Raw genomic sequence first — 22,585 nt, forward strand, 5'->3', positions numbered from 1 at the left:
GAACCTGATTGCGGCAGTGTGCTGCGGCGTTTCGCAACAAGTGTTGCAGAATGCTACACCCTACAATCGGAATTCTTGGCGGGTCACAGGCTGTTTGAAGCGGTTTTTTCGTGGAAATTGCAGTTTCCAGAAATAGACTGAGTGGTCCGCGCCTGGCTTTTCGCCGTCTCATCCCGCGTCTTTTCGCTGAGAACTACGATGAACATGCCACCTGACGCATCCCAGCATCTCTCCTCTGGTCCCCACTCCTTCTCTGAGTTGTCGATGAAGATCTTTTCCACTTTCGGCTGCAAATTGTCGGCCTTGTTGACGTCGGCGGTCATGGCGACCGCGGTTTCGGCGGCACCGCCAACGACCGAATCCCAAGCTGTTTCCTCCGGAGCATCGATTCGAATCGTTGCTCACACCACGGACGAAGGTGGTCAATCGATCGCCGCTTCGATCCAGCCCGGTGCCGAGGACGCGATGTTGCGTGCGGTACGGCAGTCCGCCGGTGACGTGGTCATCGTCGTCGACACCTCCGCCAGTCAAGTCGGAGCGTATCGCGACGATGCGATGAAAGCTCTTCAAGCGACTCTCGAGTCCGTGGGTGACCGCGACGTTCGCGTGGCATTGTTTGCCGCGGACGTTCAAGCGAACGAGTTGACCAGTGGATTCGCCGCTCCTGGCGACAGCAACCTGGCTTCCGCGACCACGAAGTTGACTTCGCGTTTGCCGTTGGGCAACACGAACTTGGTCTCGGTTTTGGACACCGTCCGAGCATCGTTGACCGGTCGCCCCGATTCGCGGACACGTTCGATCGTCTACATCGGCGATGCGGCTTCGATTGATGCCGCTCAAAACCTTTCGCGATTCGAGAACCTGATCGACGCTTTGCGAAACGATCACATCTCGGTTCATTCGGTCGCAATTGGACCGACCAAGAACGTCGAGCTGATGGGAGTTTTGGCAAATCAAACCGGTGGTGTTTTGGGGGTCGTGGGGACCGACGCAACGCCAGCCGAGATCGCTGACTCGGTCGCTGACGCGGCCACGATGTCGCCCATCTGGATTTCTGAAATCAAATCGGATGCGAAAGTCGATTGGGTGCACGGCAAGCGTTTGCCGCCCCTGCGATTGGATCGCGATTCGATCTACCTGGGACAGTTGAAATCTCCAGCTCAAGAAGTGTCGATCGACTTGGTCGGTGGCACGCTGAACAGCGACATTCAAATCAAAGCTAACTCTGCAGTTGAGTCAGATAACCTCGACTTCGCTTTCTTGACCGGCTTGATCGACGAGCACAAGACAGCTCGCGGATTGTTGTTGGCAACTGCGGGCTCACCGATGTTGCGTCAAACGGCTCAAGCGATGACGGCCCGTGCTGAATCGCTGGCCAACGCCGCCACGATGGCGATGCAACAAGGCAACATGCGTGGGGCTCGCGCGGTTGCACAAGAAGCACTGCAAGCTGACCCGAACAACGCGGAAGCAAAAGCGATCTTGAAGATGGCGACTCCGGAAGGCAAGCGTTTGATTTTGCAAAACGGTGACGACAACCCATTCGATGACATCTTTGGTGGTGGCGGTGACGCGGCGGACGACAGTCCCTTCGGTGCTGAGCCTGCTGCTGGCGACGATGTCTTCGGTGCGGCAGCGGACGATGCACCCGTGATGGACGCTCCTGCGGCTGAGGCACCTGCCACCGACGCCCCTGCGGCGGAAGCACCCGCGGTTGAAGCGGCTCCGGCTGCTGACGCTGACGCTGGCGCTGGCTTCGGTGCCGATGATGATGTCTTTGGAGCACCGGCTGATGTTGCTCCTGCAAGTCCAGGTCCCGCAATGGGCGGTGGCGGTCAATTCGATGGCGGGTTTGGGCCTGTCGTCGGTGACAATGAACTGCGAGAAGACGGCGGCGATTTGCTAGGCCGTTTCCAGCAACTTCGTTCGCGAGAAGAAGGTCGTTTGCGAGGTGAAGTCCGGGCTCAGTTGCGAGAAGCACGTCGTTTGATTCGCCAAGACCCTGTTGGTGTCGCTGGCAGTCTGAAGAGCCTGCTTTCGCGAGTGGAAACCACTCCTGACATTGATCCGCAACTGCGTCGCGAATTGCTCGGCCAAGTCCGTTCCGCGATTCAAATCGCCAGTGCTCGCGAAGCTGACTTCCTCGAGCAAGAAGCCAACCTGGAACAGTTGGCAGCCGGTGCCACCGCATCCGCTCGCTTGTTGCAAGAAACTTATCGACGGGAAGATCGCTTGAAGCGTCTGTCGTCGCAGATGAATGCTTTGATTGACGAAGGGCGTTACACAGAAGCCGATGGTGGCATTTCGTTGGAGATGGCTGCGTTGGCGGGTGACACGATCACTGACGACAGCGTCCTTGGTCGTCACGTGACAGATGAAACGCTTGCTTTGCAAACGTACGCTCGCGATCGTCGTTATCGCGAATTGCGTGAGCGTAACTTTGTGGACGCGTTCTCTTTGGTTCTGAAGTCGGCGGTTCCTTTTGTTGATGACCCGCCGATCGTTTACCCAGAAGCTGAGACCTGGCAGCGTTTGAGCCGTCGACGCATCGAGCGTTACGGATCGATCGAATTGGTGGGCGACAGCGAAACAGAGCGACGCATCGAAGCGAGTCTGTCTGATGAGGTCTCGTACGAATTTCCCGACACGCCGTTGAATGATGCGATTCGTCTGATCAGTGAAGATCGTCAAATTCCAATCCGAATTGACGTTTTCAGTTTGGAAGGCGAAGGTTTGTCGGAAGACATTCCTGTCAACATCTCGCTGGAAAACGTTTCGCTGCGTTCGTTCCTTCGTTTGATGCTGCGTGACCAGAACTTGACTTACATGATCAAAGACGAGGTTCTGAACATCACCACCGTGACTGCCGCGGAAGACAACCTGGTAACCAAGGTTTATCCCGTCGGTGACTTGGTCGTGCCAATCGTCAGCCTTGGTGGCGGCGGTATGGGCGGCGGCATGGGTGGAGGAATGGGCGGCGGCATGGGCGGAGGAATGGGAGGCGGCATGGGCGGCGGCATGGGAGGCATGGGCGGCGGTGGTATGGGCGGCATGGGTGGCGGCGGAGGTATGTTCGTCGTTCCTGATGACGCCTCGCTACGATCCAAAGCTAACTCGCCTGCTGCCTCGACCGAGCCTCAATCGTCCGATGCTGGCTCGGTTGAAAACATCGACCGTGCGATTCGTCTCGACGTTCCAGAAGGAAAGTCGGTCGATCAAGTTTGGTCGGAGCACTTTGCAAATTGGAAAGTCGAATCGGCTCGTGCTCTCACTATCCTTGATCGCCGAGTTCGTGCCACCGTGTCACACTTGAATGTGAAGGCATCGGCAGCAGAAGAAGCCGGCGATAAAGAAGCATCGAAGGCTCACTTCAACGAGATCCGTGCGGTGATCGCCGGTGCGATCTCGGCCGGACACATCCAACCATGGATGTATCAAGCGTACGCCTTGTCGCTGGCCGCAACGGATGCACCCGATTCAGAAGTCGAACGGGCTCTGCTGTCGGCTGCTGACTTTGCTGAGACCCCTGAGGATCTGCTGAACGTCGCTGCTCGTTTGGAAGACATGGGTCAGCTCTCGGCTGCCATGAAGCTATGTCGTCAAATTTCGGCCGCCGACGCAGACCGTCGTGAACCTTATGTGATGGGACTTCGGCTGGCAAAACGTTTGGATCAACCCGCCGATTTGGCTTGGGCTTGCGAAGGTGTCTTGGGATTGGCGTGGAGCGACAAGTTCCAACCGCTGGTCGAAGAGGCTCGTTTGTTGGCTCGTGCAACTCATCAAGAGTTGATGGCTGAAGGCGACAGCGATTCGGCCAAGCAGTTTAGCGAAGCTCTCCGACGTGCTGCTTCGCACGATGCAATCGTGCGTGTCAGTTGGACCGGCGACGCGGACGTTGATTTGTCCGTTGAAGAACCATCCGGAACGGTTTGCTCGTTGGATTCACCCAACAGCACCAGCGGTGGGACATTGCTTGGCGACGCTTATCCGGGTGCACAGGACGATGCCACTGGGCAAGTCTCAGAAACATACCTTTGTCCCAAAGGTTTCTCGGGAGAATATCGTGTCCTGCTGCGACGCATCTGGGGCAACGTTTCAACCGGAAAAGTCACCGTCGAGATTTTGACCGATGTGGGACGTCCTGAGCAGAAGTTCATTCGCCAAGACATTCCGTTGATGGAACAGAACGCGTTGGTGATCTTTGAAGTCAAAGAAGGACAAAGAAAAGAGAAGCTCGCCGAAGCCCAAGTGGAACACCTGGCTGAATTCGGCCGCAACGCCGGTCATGAAGCATTGGGGCAGTTCGTTGGCCCAGCGGCTGGTGGCGGATTGAATGCTCAAGCCGCAAACGCATTGGGAGACAACCGTGAACTGTTGCAGGAATTCTTCAGCGACTATCCCTCGTTGATCCCAGGGGCGAACGGTGGGCCATTCGGAACGGGTGGCTTGAACGGTGTCAACGGTTTCAATCCACAAGGTGGTGTTGGCTACCGACCGGAAATCACAACCTTGCCGGAAGGTGCTTCGATGTCGACCTTGGCCATCATCTCGGCGGATCGTCGTTACGTTCGAATCAGTCCTGCACCGCAGTTCTCGCAGATTGGTGAGATCACCACCTTCAACTTCGTCTCCGGTGATACCGAAGATGGGGGTCAGGGTGCCGGCGGCGGAATCGGCAACGCGGGTGGCGGAGCCGGCGGTGGCTTCGGCGGACTTGGTAACTAAGTCGTCTCGGTCGCGGCAATCTGCCGGCGATAGATCAATCGCACGTCGTTGTCGAATGAGTCCATGCGGCTCATTCGCAGCGACGTCGCATCGGCCAATGTTTTGATTCCCGGATCGCCCACCGGTCCTGGTGCAGAATGGCCTCCGATGCATTTCCCAGCGATGAAAGCGTGCACTTCGTCGATTTGCCCGGCGGCTGCGAAGCTGCCAAGCAATTGACTGCCGCCTTCGACCATCAGATGAGTCATCGCAAGCCCACGAGGATTGTCGTTGCTGCCCAGCCAAAGCAGTGATTGGCGAACCATCTCCACGGGATCGATGGTTTCACATTGCCAGGTCTCGACGTCGTGATCGGCGAGTCTTGCTAAGTCCGCAGTCGCGATTTCTGGTCCCGCGACCAGCCATGTGGGAGTCTGCGACGCCGTTTGGACCAATTGACTTTGCAAGTCCGGGACTCGCGAGCGGGAATAGACCAAGCGAACCAGCGGACCGGAATTGTTCGCGGTTTTCGCGTCAGTTTCAGCGGCAGTCGCAATTTTCGTCGGCTTGGGCAAACGCACGGTCAGCAAGGGGTTGTCTGCTAGAACAGTGCCCATTCCCACTGCGATCGCGTCGACGCTGGCACGGAGTTCATGAACGGCGCTTCGTGCACTCGGGCCTGTGATCCACTTGCTTTCGCCGGTTTTAGTCGCGATGCGTCCATCCAGGCTCATCGCCCACTTCGCGATTACCCACGGCATGCCGGTAAGGACACGTTTGAGGTAGGCGGCGAGGAGTTCTTCGCCTTCTTCTTTTGCAACGCCGGTGATCACCTCAATGCCCGCGGAGCGGAGTCTCTCGATCCCACCGCCATCAACCTGGTCGAATGGGTCGACGACTGAGATCACGACTCGGGCGACGTTCGCTCGTATCAACGCATCCGCGCAAGGCGGTGTCTTGCCATGGTGGCAACATGGCTCCAACGAAACGTACGCGGTCGCTCCGGATGCATCATCGCAATCGGACAATGCCTCGACTTCGGCGTGAGGTCCGCCGAATCGCTGATGGTAGCCCTTGCCGATGCAGATCGAGTCACGAACCAATACGCAGCCGACCGGGGGATTCGGTTCGACCTTGCCTCGACCCTGCGAAGCCAGTTCGATTGCTTTGGTCATCCAGCGGATATCTTCCGCCGAATGACCGTTCGCGGCCGCGTTGGAATCGTTTGGCATCAGTCCATTCCGGGGACCCAAAGTTTGCCGCCACCGGAAGCTTCACCACCCGCTGGGCTCGCAGGAGCTGGGCCGCCGGATTCGCCATCGGGAGTCCAAAGTCCACCGCCTGCAGGTTCCTGCGAAGGTGGGCCCATGCCCGGACCTTGGCGAGGCGTTCCATCAGGATTGATGAGTCCGAGTTGAGCCAAGATTTGCTGCAACCGACCCATCACCTCGGGGTTATCGCTGTGCTTCTGAACGATGGCCTGCACGGTGTTTTGGAACAAGTCAATTTCTTGACGACGTAGTCGAAGTCCGAGTTCCGCCAGCAAAAGGGAAGCGTCCGAAAGCTTGTGTTCTTCGGCGTAGACTTTGGCTTTGTCCAAGTAATCGACCGCTTCATCCGACTCGGTCGCTCGTTGCATCAAGAACGAATAAGCGATGATCTTGGCACCGATGAAACGCCCATCGTCCACCGACTCGGTATCCGCTTCGAGCAAGGCTTTCGAGGCACGTCGGCCGATCGAAGTCGCGGAGATCTGCTGAGCACGCTGAATCAGGTAGATCAGGTTTTCGGGGTCCAGATCGGACGGGTCGATGCGATCCAGGTCACTGCCGGGAATCTCTTCGAGTTCTTCGCCGGTGATCTTTTTACGTTCTACCTTCGGGACGTTGCCAATTTCACAAAGCTGATTGATCAACTCTTCGTCTCGGGCGACCAAGCTGTCTTCGCCCTCGATGTAGCGGATCATCGCAGCACGAAGCAGGGATTTGCTTTCGTCGCTCGCCGCATCCTTCAGCGACACGCCGCCGAGCATTTTGACGGGCGTTGTTGAAAGTGTTTCCGGCACACGTTTGCTGATCAGTTCTTTGACAACCGAATCCAGGTCGGACTGGTGCTCTGGTCGGATTCCGCCAATTTGTGGCGTTGCGATCATCGTCAGAGGCAACTTGCCGATCTCGTCCGCTTGGGTCCAACTGAGATTGGGAGCGACTTCGTTCATCAATTCTTCGACCTGAGCCCGCTTGGACGCTGGCAGACCGATGATCTGAAGTCGAGCCGAACGGTCAGTTTCGCGGCCGAACAGGAACACCGCTGCAAGAGCGACCGGAAGGTTGTCAGCCGTTAGCTTGTCGCCTTCGCCGAGCACGTTGCTGTCCAAAATTTGGAATGCAGATCGCGGGGCAACGTCGCTCTCGTGTTTGACCGATTCCAACGCGTCCGCTGGTAGTTCTTCGAAGCGAGGGTTCGCGATCATCGCCATTTGGTATTCGTCGATCGACTCGACGTCGGCGCTCAATTCCAAGTGATCGACGGCCAAACCATCGGCATCGGGGCTGGCCATTTGCGACATTGCGAGGAATCGTGCACGCTCGTCGAAGCTCAGCTCTTCGCACTGAGAAAGCTTGACCAGCATGTCCGTTTGAGTCGCATGGTCGCCTCTCCAGATGGCACAGTTGAGCAAACCGGAAAGCACGGCGGGCTGAAGCGGTGCGGATCGTTGCAGCGATTCAAATTTGGTTTGGGCGAGTGCCACTTTGTTGTTGGAAAGCAACAAGGCGGCTTCGTCGTATCGTTCGACCCAATCGGCGTTTTCCGGCGGCGGAATGAGATTTGGGACGGCTTTTGCCAATTGATTGACCGATGGATCGCCATTGATCTGTTGCAGCACATTTGCGGCCATCCGGCTGTCTTCGTAGCCCGTCGAGACCAGAGCCAAGGTGGCGTACACACGCGAGGTGAGCAAAATGCCATTGCCCGCCAATGCGTATGCCAGCAGCGAAGCGACGTCCAGAACGAACGAATCGACGGTCTGACCACTTTCGGTCAATGCTTCCAACATCAACTCGGTCGCGGCCGACAAATCCTGACGGAAAAGGGCTGCCGCGGCGCTTTGCGTGAGCGCCAATGGGTTGGACGGTTGCAGGCGACGGAATCGATCTGCGTTTTCTTCCAACGACGTGTATTCACGCAAATCCATGAACAAACGACCGCGAATCGCGAGCGCCCACGCAGCGTCGGGGTGCTCTTCAAGGATTGTGCTCAATCGGTCCAAAGCGGGGACGAGTTGGCCCCCATCGATCATCTTCAGCACACGATCCAGTTCGTGGACGGAATCCTTGCATTTGCAAAACTTGATCTTCTTGCCGCTACCGCAAGGGCATATCGAGTAAGTGTCGATGGACATAAACAGTCGCAATAAATGGAGGCGTGCGGACAGCTTGGCTGCCGAGTGAGCGAGTGAAGCTGGCAACTTACCACGCCGAACGATGTGTCCCAAGATGCGATCCGCCGAGGGATTGTCAGGCAATCCAATTTCAAGCGTTTCAGCGCAATGTCGACTTTCACCCGCGAAGAAGCGTGGATCGCTGAACCGAATCGCGGCTAGTTTCAGCCTTCCGGCAAATCAGAAGCAGCTTCGTCCGTTGGTTCGCTCGATGAACGATCGAGCCACTGTCGAAGAGGTCCGTCACTGGGGACGGGAAACGACCCGTGTGCGGTTTGTCGATCCAGTTCTCGGTAGCGAATCTCAACCAGCTCGACGGTTTGGTCGAAGTGGGCGCGAACGCGTTGATTGATCAGCTTTCGAACTTGATCCTGAGACAGGCCCGATGACCGGCCGTTTCGACCTGAGCGAGCGTTTCGACTTTGCCCATCAATGTGCTCTGGCACAGCGCCTTCCCCAAGAACAGATCGCATTTCCGACAAACGGAACCGTAAACTCTCTTTCCCTCGCACTGCAGTCTCAAACCGATTCAGCACTCGAGGATCGGTTGAGAGACGGATGTGATCCATCTCGTGCTGAACCAATTGAAGATCCCAAAATTGGCTGAGGTCATCGGGACGACGGCGAAACCAGACCTTGTGGTCGACTTTGAGTTCCAGCTCGGGATAACGGACCCGGACGACGATTCCGTCTTCGTTCCACCACCATCGACACCGACTGACAAAGCGATAAGAAAGATTGAATCGAGTCTCGGCATCAAACCTCCGGTTGATGAATCCCGTTGATTGAAGGCCCAAAGCGACGGATGGGCGCGGGCCACCGGAGAAGAATTCGACCTGCCCGGTCTCGAGTAATCCAGCGACTTCCTCATCCGGGACGGGAAGAGAAGACATTGCGATTGGTTCGGAGACCAATGTGTCTTCGTCGATCATTCCCGCCGCCGAGTCCGCACGAGTCGGATCTTGTGCGATCAATGTCGGAAGGTTGCAGCCGAGATGCAGAATCAGACCGGCAATGCAGAGTTGGCATTGCCATCGCGAGGCGGTCTGTTTCGATGCAATCAATCTCGTGACCCGGGGGTGATGGATAGCGTGACGTCCTTGCCCTCACGATTGACGATGATCTCAACCGCTTCGCCGATCTTCAGCGCTTCGATTGCATAAGTATAGTCGTAGATGTCTTCGATCTTTTGAGAGGCCAACTTCACAATCACGTCCCCGCCGCGAACCCCAGCGGTCTCTGCCGGGCCCCCGGACGCAACCCCACTCAGTTTCAAACCTTTGACCTCACCCGCGGCGTAATCAGGAATGGTGCCAAGGTAAGCGGTCAAACGGGCTCGCGGCACCTCCTCGGTCGATTGGCCTTCATCCAGCTTGAATTCAGGCACCTCGTCCGACATCAAGAATCCGCGAGTCAGCAGGCCAAACAAATTCGCGATGTCGGCGTTGCCGTCGTAGTTCAGCTTGTCGGGTGTATCACGAGGGGTGTGGTAGTCCTCGTGAGCTCCGGTGAATCCAGACAAGATCGGAACCTTGCGAGCCACGAATGCGGACGCATCCGTTGGCAATCGCGTGCTGGTGCGATCAAGTTGCAATGCGACACCGACGGGCACGTTGCGACGCTGGACTTCGCCTTCGAAACCAGGAGATGAACCGATGCCCTGCACGACTAGTTTTTCACGCAAACGACCGACCATGTCGAGATTCAGATAAACCGCAACCGCGTCACCAAGAGATGCCGCATCAGGAGTCATGCCATGAGCGTGAGCGATCGCAATGTCGTCTTCCGATGGTTCTTGGATCGGAGCATCGGGATACAGTTTTTTAAAGTCGTCGACGTAGGCTTGTGAACCGAATAGACCGAGTTCTTCACCGCTCCACGCGGCAACCATCAGGTCCCGTTTCATCTTCAATCGTCCGGAGTTTCTTTGGTCGACCAGGTACTGAGCAATTTCCAACATCGCTGCGACTCCGCTGGCGTTGTCATCGGCTCCGACGTGAACTTGGTTCTCCTCGTCCGATCGGGCCAGTGAGTTGCTGCCTCCGCCACGTCCCAGGTGATCGATGTGAGCCCCCACCATTGCAACCGGGAATTGAACCTTGTCGGTGACATCAGCGGTTGAGTCAGCCGGAAGTCTCGCGACGACGTTACGACCTTTACCAGTGCGGCGATTGATTTCGATCGACGCCTTCACGGTGATGCCGGACATGGGAATTCCCATCGCCATCTCGCCGTCGTCGAGTTGCGTTTGCAGTTCCTTCAAATCATGTCCACCGGCACGAACCAGTTTCGATGCAACTTCGTTGTCGATGGAAATCGCGGCCAAGCTGACTTGTGCCTGGGAGGCGTTGGCGTCAAAGCGAATCACGTCTCGTTTGACTTGGCTGTTGGGACCAGCGACGAAGATGATCCCGCGAGCTCCCAGGTCGCGAGCGATGGTGGCTTTGCGACGTGGATCGCCGTAGCGTGCCATTCGCTGGCGTTGCTCAGCAGAGATGTTTTGGGGCAGATCTCGCAGTACCAGAACCCAGCTATCAGCGACGTTGAGGTGAACGTAGCTGTCGTATTCATCGTTCTCTTCGTCTCCCGGGACCTGCAGACCGTAGCCTGCGAAAACGACTTCGCCGGATTCGATGCCTCCGGTCTGCGAGAAAGAAAGCGGAGTCCAAGACTCGGTCAGCTCAGCATCAATCGTTGCCGAATTGCCACCGGGCGATGACGTGGTAATCGTCAGCCCGTTTGCAGGTCCTAGAGATGAACCAGCAGGGTATTCGAAGTCATGGAAAAACGTTCCGTCCTGACCTGCGGGAACGAAGCCTAGGCTCTCCAGGTAAGCCGCCACGTACGCGGTGGCTCGTTTTTCACCAGGCGTTCCCGTCAACCGTCCGCCGAGTTCCGGCCGAGTCAGGTAGTCAACGTGACGCATGACATCGCTCGGGCGAAACTCCGGTGCAGTGGCTGCCACGTTGGATCGTGCCAGCGACGCGTCCTCGTCCGTTTGGCTGTCGTCGGCCGGTTCCGTCAAGCCAAGTCGTTGACGAGCGGTCTCGACATCGAAGTCCGCCAAATAGATCTGCGAAGTGCTTTTCTTGGGCTCGCCGTCTTCCATCACGACGTCACCGTTGCTGTCCACGACACGCGTGGTTGTCCAGGACAGTTGCTCGCCGTTGGGGAGGAAAACGGGCAGGCCATCGAAGCCTTCTGTGGTGGTCAGACGAACAGGTTCGCCTTCGCCATCGGCCCGGACCAAGTAAAGTTCAAAGTTTGCGAATCCGTGTTTGTTGGTGGTGAAAACCAGAAATTCGCCGCTGGGGTGATAGAACGGTGCCCAGCTCATCGCGTCGATCTCCGTCAATCGCCGAACGTCGGATCCATCGATCTTCATGGTGAAGATTTCCGCGGTCGCTCCATTCGGGGCGAAGCGTCTCCAGCAAATGCGTTGGCCATCGGGAGAAAAGAACGGTCCGCCGTCGTAACCCGGTTCGCTGGTCAGTCGTTTCACATTCGATCCATCCGCATCCATGATGTAGAGGTCGTTCATGAACGCGGGGTCACGCTCGAACTGCTCGCGTTCCCGTTCGGTCAATTCGCGTGAGTAAGCGGCTCGGTTGGAAGCAAAAACGATCAGGGTTCCGTCGGGACTGTAGCTGGCTTCCGCGTCGTAGCCCTCGGCATCGGTCAGCGGGGTCAGTCCCTTCGTCGTGCCTGCTTCGATTTGACTCAGGTCAGCGGCATACAGTTCGTAGTTTGGGTCGTAGTCCCACGAATAACGACGCGAATCGCCGGAGGCACGGAAGTCGAGTTCTTCTTGCTGCAAACGTTTCGATTCAGGATCGGCATGCGTGCTGGCGAACAATACTTTCTCACCATTCGGATGAATCCAGCCGCAAGTTGTTTTTCCAAATCCGGGCGAGACACGTTGAATGTCGCCGGTTTCTAAATCGGAAACATAAATTTGATAGAACGGGTTGGATGGATCGCGTTCGCTTTGGAACACCATCCGAGTTCCATCTGCACTGAAGTAGCCTTCACCAGCGCGTCGACCTTCGAACGTTAGTTTGCGAACGTTGGTGAGCAGGTCCGATTCATCTTGGGCAATCGCTGTCGCGTTTCCACCGACCAGAAGTGCGACTCCAAGAATTAGCCGGCATGGAACGAACGTTGTCGAAAGCGAGTTCAAAACCGAAGAATCGCGGGGATCAAACATGGCGGCTATCGAGTCTGCGATGGAAGGTGCGTGGACAGCAAAGGAGGGAAAGCGAACATGAATCGCTTTCGAATCAACTTAGCAGTCCTTTCGCACCCCGCAAACAGATCAACCCGTCACTCCAATCGCGAAACAGTTCGCCGCGTTGTTCCTGCGACTCAAACACTCGCACCTGGCTACGGTTTTCGCGAAAGTCTTCGTGCACCAAACCGTACAGGTCGTGATAGACCGGCTCGGGATCCGGTTCGTCATCGGGCGTTCGAAAATCGACGCGTGCTCGAACCTCAAACCGGAACACTTGTTGCCAGCCGGGGCGCTGAACCGCGACCAGACGCACGCCGCTCAACGTCGCAGTCGTGCCGAAGTACCCATTTTGACTCAGGTGCCGACGAATGGATTGCTCCATCTCGCGGTCGCCGGACCACCCATCCCACTTGGATTGAATTCGTTTCCACCAAGTGGTCATGAGATTCTCGAGAGCGAAGGATCAGTTTCCGTCAAACAGTTTCAAGTTTGGTTTGTCGGATTCAGTGTTCTGGGCGGTCAAGTCTAGATTGGCCGACGGATCAGGGTGAGATCCTTGCAAAATCGATGGGTGCGAATTGGCTTGACGAGCTTGTTGGCGATTTTCGGCACAGGCCGCGATGACCTGCGTGACTGCATCAAGCGATCGTCGTTCCGAGTCTGGATGGCTGCGGTCAATTCCACCGATGACCAAGACCATGTCGTCTTTGTTGGCTTCCCCGTGAGCCCACTGAATCGCGCGGCTCGAGTCTGCGACCAATCGCATGGCGGCAACGTCCTGGATCCCATCCAAAACACCATGACTCATCGACAAAAAGTTGGCTTTGTCTTTGTCGGCACAAGTCAAAACGCAATGATCGGGCATTGTTTCCAACAGTCGACCGTATTGCATCAGCGTTTCGGCATCTTCGTTCTCGCTGACGGATAAGACGCACCAAAGCTTCGGGCGTCTCGGGTTGCTCGATTCCGAGGAACCCTTGATGGACAAAGTCATCGGGATGGAACTTGCGGGAGTTTGCAGGAGCTCTTTGCGAGCCGATTGCAGGGCAAACTTGACGCGTTCAGGCGATCCGCCGATGTCCAGGCGGACCGATGGATTGTTTTGGTCGGTTTCCCAGTCGCCAGTCGTGATGGATTCGAAGCGGCCGGGCAATTCGCGAAGTTTGCAAAGCGATTCCGCGATTTGTGGCAATGGATTTTCCGTCACAACGCCAACCGCCGCAGCGGCGGCCAAGCATTGTGCGAAGTGTCCACGACCGAGGAACGATTCCATCACGGCGGCACGCGACTCATGTCGCAACATGGCGGTCAAAGTGCCGTCTTCGTGCGAGATCGTACGGATCGAAACGTCGGCTGCATTGTCGACGCCGTAGGTAACCAGTTCGATGTTCTGTGATTGCGCCGCGGTGTGAGCGGTTGCAAGGATGCGTTGGTCCGACTCGGGGATGATCAGAACACCGCCCTGCCCCACCAATTCGAAGGCACACTCGATGGGCGAAGGACCAAAGTCGTTGCCGCCAGCGTCGCTCCCGGTGACCACCACGATGTCGAGTTCGACTTGGTCGTAGGATCCCAGACGAAGTTGAGCTGAATCCATTTCAGTGATGCTAACAGCCGCGCCCGCATCGACCGCGTCGGACAAGGCATCGATCAGCGAAGCACCATTGGTGACCTTGGCCGTGCCGGCTTCGGTAACCACGGAATCGCTTGAGCCGAGGTCGGTTTGATAGGCGACTCGGCAGGGAATGTCGCGAAGAACCGACGCGGTGAGGAAAGCAGTGACGGTCTTTCCTGCGGACCCAACGACGCCGATTGTGATCAGTTTTTGGTCGGGGCGATCGGTTTGCTTGGACCGGATTTCCGCGAGGGCCCGATCGGTGTCGGCCACGATGGCTTGCGGAACTGGTGCCGGCAAAATTTGCTCGGTCAAAATTCCAGCCGCACCGCGGGCGAGTGCTTGTGAGATCAGTTCAACTGGACAATCGTCGCCCAAGCGATAGACGACCAATTGACCGGGTTCACAAGTCTCTGCCGATTTCGCGATCGAGATGAATTCGATGTCGGAACCGGAGAAGAAACGCACTTTGTTCAGCAACCCGGACAAGTGTGCTGTCGACGCATCGCGTTTCGTTTCCGAAGGGCTGGGTGTGCTCGTTTTCTTCGCACTGGCCAACTTGGCCGTTCGCGATTGAAGCTGCTCGGAGGCAGTGGATTGGTCAACGCGGCGCAACGTTTGAACGCTGGTGCCGGCCGGGTCGTTCCACTTCACTGCTGCGTGTGGCGGAAGGGTCGAGGAGCCGAAAGAAGACCGGAAAGTTCCACCCGGTTTGGTTTGGCTCAACCATTGATCGATTGCGTGACGCATCTCGTCGCCTCCTTGCTGACGTGAATGGATCGTCGTGGTGCTTCGTTGTTCACGCGAATCCAGTTTCACGCGAACCCAATTCCTGGGAAGCACACTTCTTGAGAACTCCTTTCCCAAGATTTTCGCGACCGAAACAATTCGTCTCGACCACGAAGGCAAATTGTTCCCATCCGCGAAAATCAGTCAAGGTCGAAAATCATTTTGTTGATCCAGGCGGATTCATCGCGGGAAGCTTCCCAGTGGGATTCGCGGGAAGGCTACAATGAAACGAGTCAATTCACTGCAATGGAAGGTAGCATCATGGCCGAACAAGCGAACAATCCACGCCGTTTGAGCGTCAACGCGGCGTTTATGCAGGACATTAAGAATGACAATCGCGATCTGAAAATATTGATGGATCGTTTGTCTGTGCTGACTCAACCGCGGGAAGCAGCGGCCAATCATTGGCCCGAATTGATTCAGCTTTTTGGTGATTTGAATGACCAATTGGCTCTGCATTTTGGCTTGGAAGAAGCCTACGGGTACTTTGATCAAGCACTGGACGCGGACCCCGAAATGTCCATCGCGGCGGAAAATTTGCGAGGTCAACACGGTGTTTTATTCGAGGATTCGCGACACTTGGCGGAAGCGGCTGCGCACGCGTGCACCGGAGACACGCCCATTGAAGGGGTGACTCCCGAGGTCACCACCGCTCAAGAGAAAGTACTGGTCCGGTATGACTCGTTCGTGAAGCAGTTTCACGAGCACGAGGAAGCGGAGTTGAAGTTGATCTTGGACGCACTGGACGAAGATCTAGGCGTCGGCGACTGAGCGATTCGGCCAGATCGATCGCGGTCAAACTGAATTTCAATCCTTCGAACGAGGAAACAGGCGTGTTGATTCGAAGTTGGCTCATCCCGTGTTTGTGCGGATTTGCGATTGTTTTGAGTTCGTCGGTCGCGACCAAAGCTTCGGCTCAACAAGAGGGCCAGGATGCGGCTCGGGCAGCCCTGGAGGCCGGTGGTTTAGCGAATCGTTTGGGCGGAAATGGACAACAACCACACCCGAATCTCGCGTACCTGGATGTCGCCCCGCCCCTGGCGTACCTCGTCGCGCGGCAAGCCTACTTTCAAGGTGAATTGACTCGGGCGATTGCCATTTTGAACCAGCTCGAACGCGAGGCGGCCGCCTCGAGCACAGCGCGTCACTTGCTCGGTCGCGTATCAATTCGAACCCTGCTCGGAGAGTGTCATCTGCAAGCTGGGGACTTCACTACCGCAGCTGAGCACTATGAGTTTGCATTGCAAATCATCGTTGCAAACCCACGGTTTCTTTCCGGAATTCAGTGGGGAGCTTTGACGTCGCCAACGAGAGAGCCCGCGTCTGAGCGCATTCTCGAAATGGTTCCATCGACCGACCGCCCTAATTCGTTGGTGCCTCGAATTCAACTCGTCCGAACGGAGTTGGACCTATGGCCTTCGGCTCGCAACGTGCCATTGCTCTGGGTACGGCGATACTTGATGGCTGGGGTTCCTGCCGATCATTGGGAAGTTTCACCTGACGTGCCTGACGAATTCGATCAACTTCGTGGATTGGATGTTGCGGAAACGCTTCGGCAGCTTGCTCTTTCTTCTTACCGACTGCGATGGTTGCGAGGTCGCACGGCAGTGCTGCAGGACCGCGTCGGGGAACAACTGCTTGCCGCGACGGTACCTCCAGGTGTCCTTGGCACCGAAGAACGATTTCATGCTGCAGGAACATTGGTTGCGGCATCACGTGTGGCACTGCGTTATCATGCCGGTGATGACTCCGAGACCCAACTGGTCGATCCGTTGGATGAAATCTCCGGTGGGGTTCATGCACTGACGCCGATCTCACGTTTAACTCGGATGCGATCGCTCAGGAATCGTTGGTGGCGCAATCGGCAAATTGCTCGAGGAGTGGTCCCGTCACGCGAAGGTCAACCCGCAGTCGTGTTGCCGTCAACTCAAGATTTAAACGCTTTCATCGAGACCGCGATCTCGACTTCTGAGATTGCTTTCGCATTGGCTCAGTTTCAACTGGCCGTTGATTGTTTTAGCTTGAGTTTGGATGAGCTGGCCCGTTGGGACGATATTGGCGAATTAGCAACTCAGGTGGAACATCGTTTGGTGGCTCGATCTGAGTTCTTTCGCACAGATGCTCCTTTCATTGCCTATCAATTGCGTGTGTTAGCTGCGAGAGCTGCGTTGTTGTCGGGCCGTCCCGGCGACACTCGCCGTCACTTGACCTTGGCGGATCGCTATCGCCAATCACGTCGTTTGGATTTGCCTCGTTCCGCTGCCTTTGCTCGGTGGTTGCAGTTGCAGATCGATGCATCACAGTCGATCGCCATTGCTCGGCTGGATCCAGAAGGAGATGAAGCGGTCAACTTCCAGACGTTCGAAGAGATCGGGAGGCGAAACTTACGTTGGAATGAATTGTTAGGGCAATGCAGGGACTTTGCTCGCGGCGTTCAGTCAAATGACCAAGGCGTCGGCCAACGTTCCATCACACATCCCATTGCCTATCGATTTTCGCGAATTCGCGATGACGTTCGAGAGCAAACAATGGCTGCAACCCGAAGCCGACGCTATCAATCGCACTGGCGTGAATCAACCGCTGGAGAAGACCTGAGCGAGTTTGATCAATTCTGCTTTGAATTGGACCGTGGAACTTGGACTGGGTTGGGGGTTGAGCTTGCGGTCGAGGCGGGCGAAGAAGAGCGGATTGCCCTTCGTATGGATGAACATCAATCGGTTCAAGCACGGAGTGTTTTCAATGAATTGCCCCTAGCAACGGACTTGCGTTGCGTCCTGCGTCAAGTCTTGCGGGGAGAGGGGCGGTTACTCGAAGACTTCTTGCCGCATCAGGAGGATTTGCAAGAAGCATTGCAAGCACTCGAGCCATCAATGTTGATCAATCCCAAGGTCCTTGGTTTCGACGCCGCGATTCTGCACGAACGATTCCAAGCACAGCTGAACTTGCTCGCATTAAGACAGCCGCCTTTGCGCCGCGTGGAACCACCCCCGGTCATACTGCGAGATGAACGACCTGATTGGAGCAAACTTCCCGATGAAGTTGCGATCGTTTCTTTCCATGTTGACGGAGACGATGTGACAGGTGTTTTGGTGCATGGCAACCAAGCTAGCCACTGGCGGGTACGAGATGGTGGCGAACTTCGTCAACAATGTGAGCTTTGGTTGGCAACCATTTTACGTTTGCCAACAACAGTGGATGAGATTTTAGATCAAAGATCGCGATTGAGTGCCCAGCAACTGGAACTCGAACTTGCTCAGCGTTTGTTCCCGCCATTGTGCGGCATTGATCATCCGGAGATTCGCAGCATCATCGTTGTTCCAGATGGCTTCTTATGGCAATTGCCGTTTGAGCAACTCGTGATCCGTCACGACGCCGACAACAAATCCGAACGTTGGGAAGACGAATACGCGGTCGCCTACGCTCACACGCTCGGTACCGCCGTCGCGATGGCGACGACTCCATCTCCGGCCGATTCCCCAGAAGAATCGAATCCCGTGGTCTTGTGGAATGCGGATCCTTCAAGGAGTTCCACTTCCCTGTCCGAGGAAGTTCCCACGACATTGACTGCTGGGCAAGCAGGCACTTGGGGCGACTCCATGTGGTGGGGCGATGTTAGTCGGAATTTGTTGGTGCGGCCCGATTCAGCCACGCCGCTTTCCTCTATAGAAGATGGAGCGGCGCCTCGACGAGTGTTGCCTGCGGATCAACGTCATATGCGGGCAGGGAAGACTGGCATGAAAAATTGGGTCGATCTCAGTTCGAAGTCTCCTACGTTTGGGAAGGTGTCGCGTGTTCTTCGACCTGAAATCCAAGAACATTTATTCACACAAGCTAGCCGTCTGCATGCGGCAGGAATTGAGAACCTGGTGATGCATCGATTGCCTGGGACACGGGAATCAAGCGAATTATTAGCGGATGAGCTTTGGATGGAGCTTGGACGGGTTCCATTTCTGGAAGCTTGGGGACGTTCCAGCGAGATTCTACGGAAGTCGGAATTTGCTTTCCCCACATGGGTGAATTCTGTACCCTTGAAGGATGCTGCGGGGGGATTGCCTGGCAACCATCCACTTGTGCAGCGTTCCTACATCCACCTCCCCTTTTCTGGCCTCTGATGTCAATGGAGTTGAAAATGAAGGCGACGAGATTTGAAACAAGGTTTGGCTTTCGCTACTCGATGGGATTCCTATTGGTCGGCGTGATCTGTGTTGGCGTTGCCGGGATTGAATCCCAGGCGGTCGCAGCAGACGCGGAATGGTCGGAGCAACTGGTCGATGCGTCTTCGGTTGGAGATGCCACCCTGCGAAATCAATTGCTCGAGAACCCACCTGCGAATTCGAACGCCCAGTCGTTGGCCAACGCTTTGAAGGGTCGGCTAAAAAACACCAATGGAGAGTGGGTGTCGATCGAAGAATCGATCGAAGATGACGCGAGGTCCAATCGGATCGCTGAATACGAAAAGCGACGAGACTCTTCCGAAGACACGGCGGCTGATCACTGGCAGCTATCGAGGTGGTGTCGCGCCGAACACATGCCCGGTCGGTCCCGCGCTCATGCGTTTCGCGTGGTTGAATTGCAACGGAACCATGCTGCGGCGAATCGTTACCTCGGAAACGTTCGTGTTGGTGATACTTGGGTTGCGGCGGAGGAAGCGGCCCAGCAACAAAAAGAATTGTCGGACACTCAAAGAAATCTTCGAGTTCACTCGCCGAAAATTCGTTCCATTGCCGAAGCGTTCGGGTCAGAGGATGCCGCTGCGCAGCTCAAAGCAAACAAACAGCTTGGACGCATCGACACCCCCGACGCGATCGTTCCGGTCGCGCAGCAAGCCTTCAATGGTCCGGATGAATTCTCAATCGCTGCTGTGGAATGGCTGAAGCAGCGAAACGAAAAACAAGCAGCAGTCTCGTTGGCACGCTTGGCAGTCTTCGATCAGCGCAGAGGCTTGCGTGATCTGGCGACGGAGTCGTTGAAAACCACCGACCCGATGCTTTTCGTGCCGACCATGTTGGATTGGTGTCAAGGAACGATTGAGTCAACACACGGTTTGATCTTCAATGAGGGTGATGGTTCGTTTCAAGTTGTGCGGCAATATCGCCGTGAAGATGTCGAGGGTGTGAAAGTGCTTGATTCGGTCACTCAGGTCGTTGCTGTTAGGCCAGCGATTCGGGCGACCGGGGTGATTGCTGGTCGAGACGCAATCGAAAGTTTGCAAGCCGAAAGTGCTCGCGATGCAAGTGTTGTTCGTTCCGAAGCGGAGGAGTTCAATGCTCGAAGTCGTTGGCTGCAAGCTCGAACGGCTGCTGTGATTCAGCAGCTCGATTCGGACTACGACGGCGATCAATCTGCGGAAGGGATGCGAGATTGGTGGTACGCATATCGTGGGTACGGCGACACAGGATTGCCGCCTGAGGAACGTAGATTGGTTCGAAATATGGCCTATCGTCAGGTCGGAAATCTTGCACCAATTGGCTCGACTCCGCGTCGAGCATTGCAAACTTCATCCGGCAGCGGTGATAGGCAAATTGCCAGCGAGCCATCTAGTAGCCAGCCAATGACTTTGCCTCAGAAGCGTGCCGCTGCTGTTCCACGCGCCAAGATTGGCGTCTATGTGCGTCCGGCAGCGGATTGCTTGGTGGCGGGAACGCTCGTTTGGACCGATCGCGGAATGCGACCTGTCGAGAACCTGCGATTGGGCGATCAAGTGTTGAGCTGCGACGTTCAGACTGGCACGCTGAGTTACCAAAGCGTTTTGCGACAAACCGTCCGTGAACCCGAGCCACTGACAAAAATCCAGCTTGGTAGTGACGAGATTGTCGCGTCCAAAGGTCACCCTTTTTGGGTGGTCGGACGCGGCTGGACGACGACGGAGCAGCTGGTTCCAGGTGATGCACTGCATGGTGCAAAAGGAGTGGCAGTTGTCGATTCGCTCACTTCAGCTTCCGCCGACAAAACCTACAATTTGGTGGTGGAGCAAAATCACAGCTATTTCGTTGGCAAATCGCGAATTCTGTCGCATGATGCAGAAGTGGAGCGACCTGACGGCATCGCGATGCCGGGTGTCGCTTTGTAGTTCAGCTCGATCTTGATCGACTGATCATCAACTGATCGACGATGCAAATCCAATTCGCCGCGATTCGATGCTTTCGAGTCGCGGCGATTTTTGTTGGGTTCGTGCTGGTCCAAACCGGCATCTGCTGACAATCTTGGCTGTGGGTATCCGGAGTTTCCGTTGACACCCGGGGTCGGCATTTGATAACTGAAACTTGAGTCTAAAAATCATTCGTCTCTGGTTTCAGGAAATTCCCGTTGTTTCAACGGTCTGCCATCTCTGTGAACGCTTCGCCCAACCCCAGGGGTTCGGTACGCTCGAGTGCGCGCATTTCCGACGAAAACGATGGTTTTGGCAAGGTTGAACCGACCGCAATCGATGGAAGTTCCAACCGGTTTTGTGATATTGCCCCAAGTCGCGTTGTTCTATTGCTAGCGGCTTGTACGCTCGTGTTTTCGACGATCGGATGTCGTGGACGAGCCAAGCGAGAAGTCTACAGCCAGAAAATGGCTCGAGAAATTCGTTTGCTAGAAGATCAGCTCTACGAAGCCGACTACGAAAACCGTGTGCTGATCGAGAAATTGCGTCGGGCCAAGGCGGCTGCAGCATCCGCAGGGACCAATCCTCCGCCCGCGTCGCGTCGTAATCCGAACCTGACCCAAGGCCTCTCCAAACCGAGCGTCACGGATTCAAAGCGACCACCAGATCCAGTCGTGGATCCCGAGCCAGATTCTTCGAATGACGACGCTGGTGACGACTTCGATATGGGGGCCGATTTAGAAGGTCCTGAATTCATTGATCCGGGCGTGCCAGACAAGTTCGCGCCGCGAGATCAGCCTTTGATCGATCCAAGCGATCCGTCGCCCGCAGACTTGGACGTCTCACCTGATGCGGAAGACGTCCCGCCCGGTAAGAAAGACCAAACGGACATTCCGTTTGATTTCGGAAACGGTATGGACCTCGATTCCATGATCGATCCAGGAGAACCATTCATTCCCGATTCCGATCCGGGATCGTTGTTACCCGCACCAACGCAACCCGTTCCGCCGGGAACAAATGATCTGAAATTTGACCCGGTCGTTCCGGGTGATCCGGTGCCGCCCAGTTCTCCATCGGGACGTCCGGACAGTCCGCCTGGACAGATCGATTTGCCGGCCGGTCTAGGGATGCTCGGAGGCCTCGGCAAGGTCAATGGCGCACCGGAAAGGATTGAGCTCTATACCGCGAAGCTTTCGGTCAACGACAAAAATTCGCTGCCACGTTTTGCCAGTGACACTGCATCGAACCAGGCGCCACCGACCAATCCAGATTATCCTCCGACAGAAGGAATTGACGTCGTCGTTGATTCGATGGATCAATATGGGCATGCCATCGCGTTGATGGGTGATTCCCTCAATCCGGTGACCAAACTTGCGTCTTCGGAGAAGCCGCAACCGAAACCAATTCCCGAATCATTTGAGAAGAGCTTCTTGAGCATTGTTGTTTTGGATGCATCCAAGACCGGTGATGAAGCCAAGCTTGGACGCTGGGATTTTGGTCCGGATCAATTGGTCCGTCTGCAACAGATGTCAGCGGTTGATCTGCCACGGGAATCTTTGCGAATTCCGATTCGGTGGAAGGACAAGCAACCTGCTGGTGAAAAAGTGGTTGTGTTCGTCCGTATGAAGCAAGGCGAACGAGATGTTCGTTGCGACGCTGAGATGGATCTTCGATCGAAAGCGTCTGTTGCGGGTTGGTTGCCACGTCGTTGATCCG

12 protein-coding genes are annotated in these 22,585 nt (G+C 56.0%); 5 read left to right on the forward strand and 7 right to left on the reverse strand.

Annotated elements, in window-relative coordinates:
• Nucleotides 1-83 precede the first annotated feature (83 nt).
• On the reverse strand, nt 84-323 hold the full coding sequence (locus tag CEE69_RS32985) for a hypothetical protein (protein ID WP_199169984.1): 240 nt from the start codon (nt 321-323) through the stop codon (nt 84-86).
• Between CEE69_RS32985 and CEE69_RS29015 the strand changes: the two genes are divergently transcribed.
• Nucleotides 265-4,725 carry a vWA domain-containing protein gene (locus CEE69_RS29015; RefSeq protein WP_099264031.1) on the forward strand — a complete coding sequence of 1,487 codons (4,461 nt, stop codon included), beginning with the start codon at nt 265-267 and terminating at the stop codon, nt 4,723-4,725. The two genes, CEE69_RS32985 and CEE69_RS29015, sit on opposite strands and share 59 nt — an antisense overlap.
• Here CEE69_RS29015 and ribD read toward each other — a convergent pair.
• The 6 genes from ribD to CEE69_RS29045 form a co-directional block, all read right to left on the reverse strand.
• Entirely contained in the window at nt 4,722-5,936 is a 1,215-nt protein-coding gene (gene ribD, locus CEE69_RS29020) for a bifunctional diaminohydroxyphosphoribosylaminopyrimidine deaminase/5-amino-6-(5-phosphoribosylamino)uracil reductase RibD (RefSeq protein WP_099264032.1), read from the reverse strand. The genes CEE69_RS29015 and ribD overlap by 4 nt on opposite strands.
• Complete coding sequence (locus tag CEE69_RS29025; RefSeq protein WP_099264033.1) at nt 5,936-8,230, reverse strand: tetratricopeptide repeat protein; 2,295 nt, start codon at nt 8,228-8,230, stop codon at nt 5,936-5,938. Before CEE69_RS29025 ends, ribD begins: the two co-directional genes overlap by 1 nt.
• 80 nt (nt 8,231-8,310) lie before the next feature.
• Nucleotides 8,311-9,210, reverse strand: coding sequence for a hypothetical protein (locus CEE69_RS29030; RefSeq protein ID WP_099264034.1), 900 nt, complete (start codon nt 9,208-9,210; stop codon nt 8,311-8,313).
• Complete coding sequence (locus tag CEE69_RS29035; protein ID WP_099264035.1) at nt 9,207-12,353, reverse strand: M28 family peptidase; 3,147 nt, start codon at nt 12,351-12,353, stop codon at nt 9,207-9,209. Before CEE69_RS29035 ends, CEE69_RS29030 begins: the two co-directional genes overlap by 4 nt.
• A gap of 73 nt (nt 12,354-12,426) precedes the next feature.
• Nucleotides 12,427-12,819, reverse strand: coding sequence for a hypothetical protein (locus CEE69_RS29040; RefSeq protein WP_099264036.1), 393 nt, complete (start codon nt 12,817-12,819; stop codon nt 12,427-12,429).
• Between the two features lie 21 nt (nt 12,820-12,840).
• Nucleotides 12,841-14,811 carry a Mur ligase family protein gene (locus CEE69_RS29045; RefSeq protein WP_099264037.1) on the reverse strand — a complete coding sequence of 657 codons (1,971 nt, stop codon included), beginning with the start codon at nt 14,809-14,811 and terminating at the stop codon, nt 12,841-12,843.
• A 231-nt stretch (nt 14,812-15,042) separates the two neighbouring features.
• Here CEE69_RS29045 and CEE69_RS29050 point away from each other — a divergent pair, with 231 nt between their 5' ends.
• The 4 genes from CEE69_RS29050 to CEE69_RS29070 all read left to right on the forward strand — a co-directional run bounded on the left by CEE69_RS29050 (nt 15,043) and on the right by CEE69_RS29070 (nt 22,581).
• Nucleotides 15,043-15,552, forward strand: a complete 510-nt coding sequence (locus CEE69_RS29050) for a hemerythrin domain-containing protein (RefSeq protein ID WP_199169982.1) — start codon at nt 15,043-15,045, stop codon at nt 15,550-15,552.
• Nucleotides 15,553-15,614: 62 nt separating this feature from the next.
• Nucleotides 15,615-18,893: a CHAT domain-containing protein gene (locus CEE69_RS29055; protein ID WP_099264039.1), complete on the forward strand. Its 3,279-nt coding sequence runs from the start codon at nt 15,615-15,617 to the stop codon at nt 18,891-18,893.
• Nucleotides 18,894-18,910: 17 nt separating this feature from the next.
• Entirely contained in the window at nt 18,911-20,851 is a 1,941-nt protein-coding gene (locus CEE69_RS29060) for a polymorphic toxin-type HINT domain-containing protein (protein ID WP_099264053.1), read from the forward strand.
• A gap of 428 nt (nt 20,852-21,279) precedes the next feature.
• A complete protein-coding gene (locus CEE69_RS29070) occupies nt 21,280-22,581 on the forward strand; it encodes a hypothetical protein (RefSeq protein WP_233215760.1) in 1,302 nt (433 codons plus the stop codon).
• Nucleotides 22,582-22,585 lie beyond the last annotated feature (4 nt).

The sequence above is a fragment of the Rhodopirellula bahusiensis genome, from assembly GCF_002727185.1.
GTDB classification, from domain to species: domain Bacteria; phylum Planctomycetota; class Planctomycetia; order Pirellulales; family Pirellulaceae; genus Rhodopirellula; species Rhodopirellula bahusiensis.

Coding starts and splice junctions, on each gene's coding strand:
- CEE69_RS29015 (WP_099264031.1), top strand. CDS start 265: ATGAAGATCTTTTCCACTTTCGGCTGCAAATTGTCGGCCTTGTTGACG.
- CEE69_RS32985 (WP_199169984.1), bottom strand. CDS start 323: ATGACCGCCGACGTCAACAAGGCCGACAATTTGCAGCCGAAAGTGGAA.
- ribD (WP_099264032.1), bottom strand. CDS start 5,936: ATGCCAAACGATTCCAACGCGGCCGCGAACGGTCATTCGGCGGAAGAT.
- CEE69_RS29035 (WP_099264035.1), bottom strand. CDS start 12,353: ATGTTTGATCCCCGCGATTCTTCGGTTTTGAACTCGCTTTCGACAACG.
- CEE69_RS29040 (WP_099264036.1), bottom strand. CDS start 12,819: ATGACCACTTGGTGGAAACGAATTCAATCCAAGTGGGATGGGTGGTCC.
- CEE69_RS29050 (WP_199169982.1), top strand. CDS start 15,043: ATGGCCGAACAAGCGAACAATCCACGCCGTTTGAGCGTCAACGCGGCG.
- CEE69_RS29060 (WP_099264053.1), top strand. CDS start 18,911: ATGAAGGCGACGAGATTTGAAACAAGGTTTGGCTTTCGCTACTCGATG.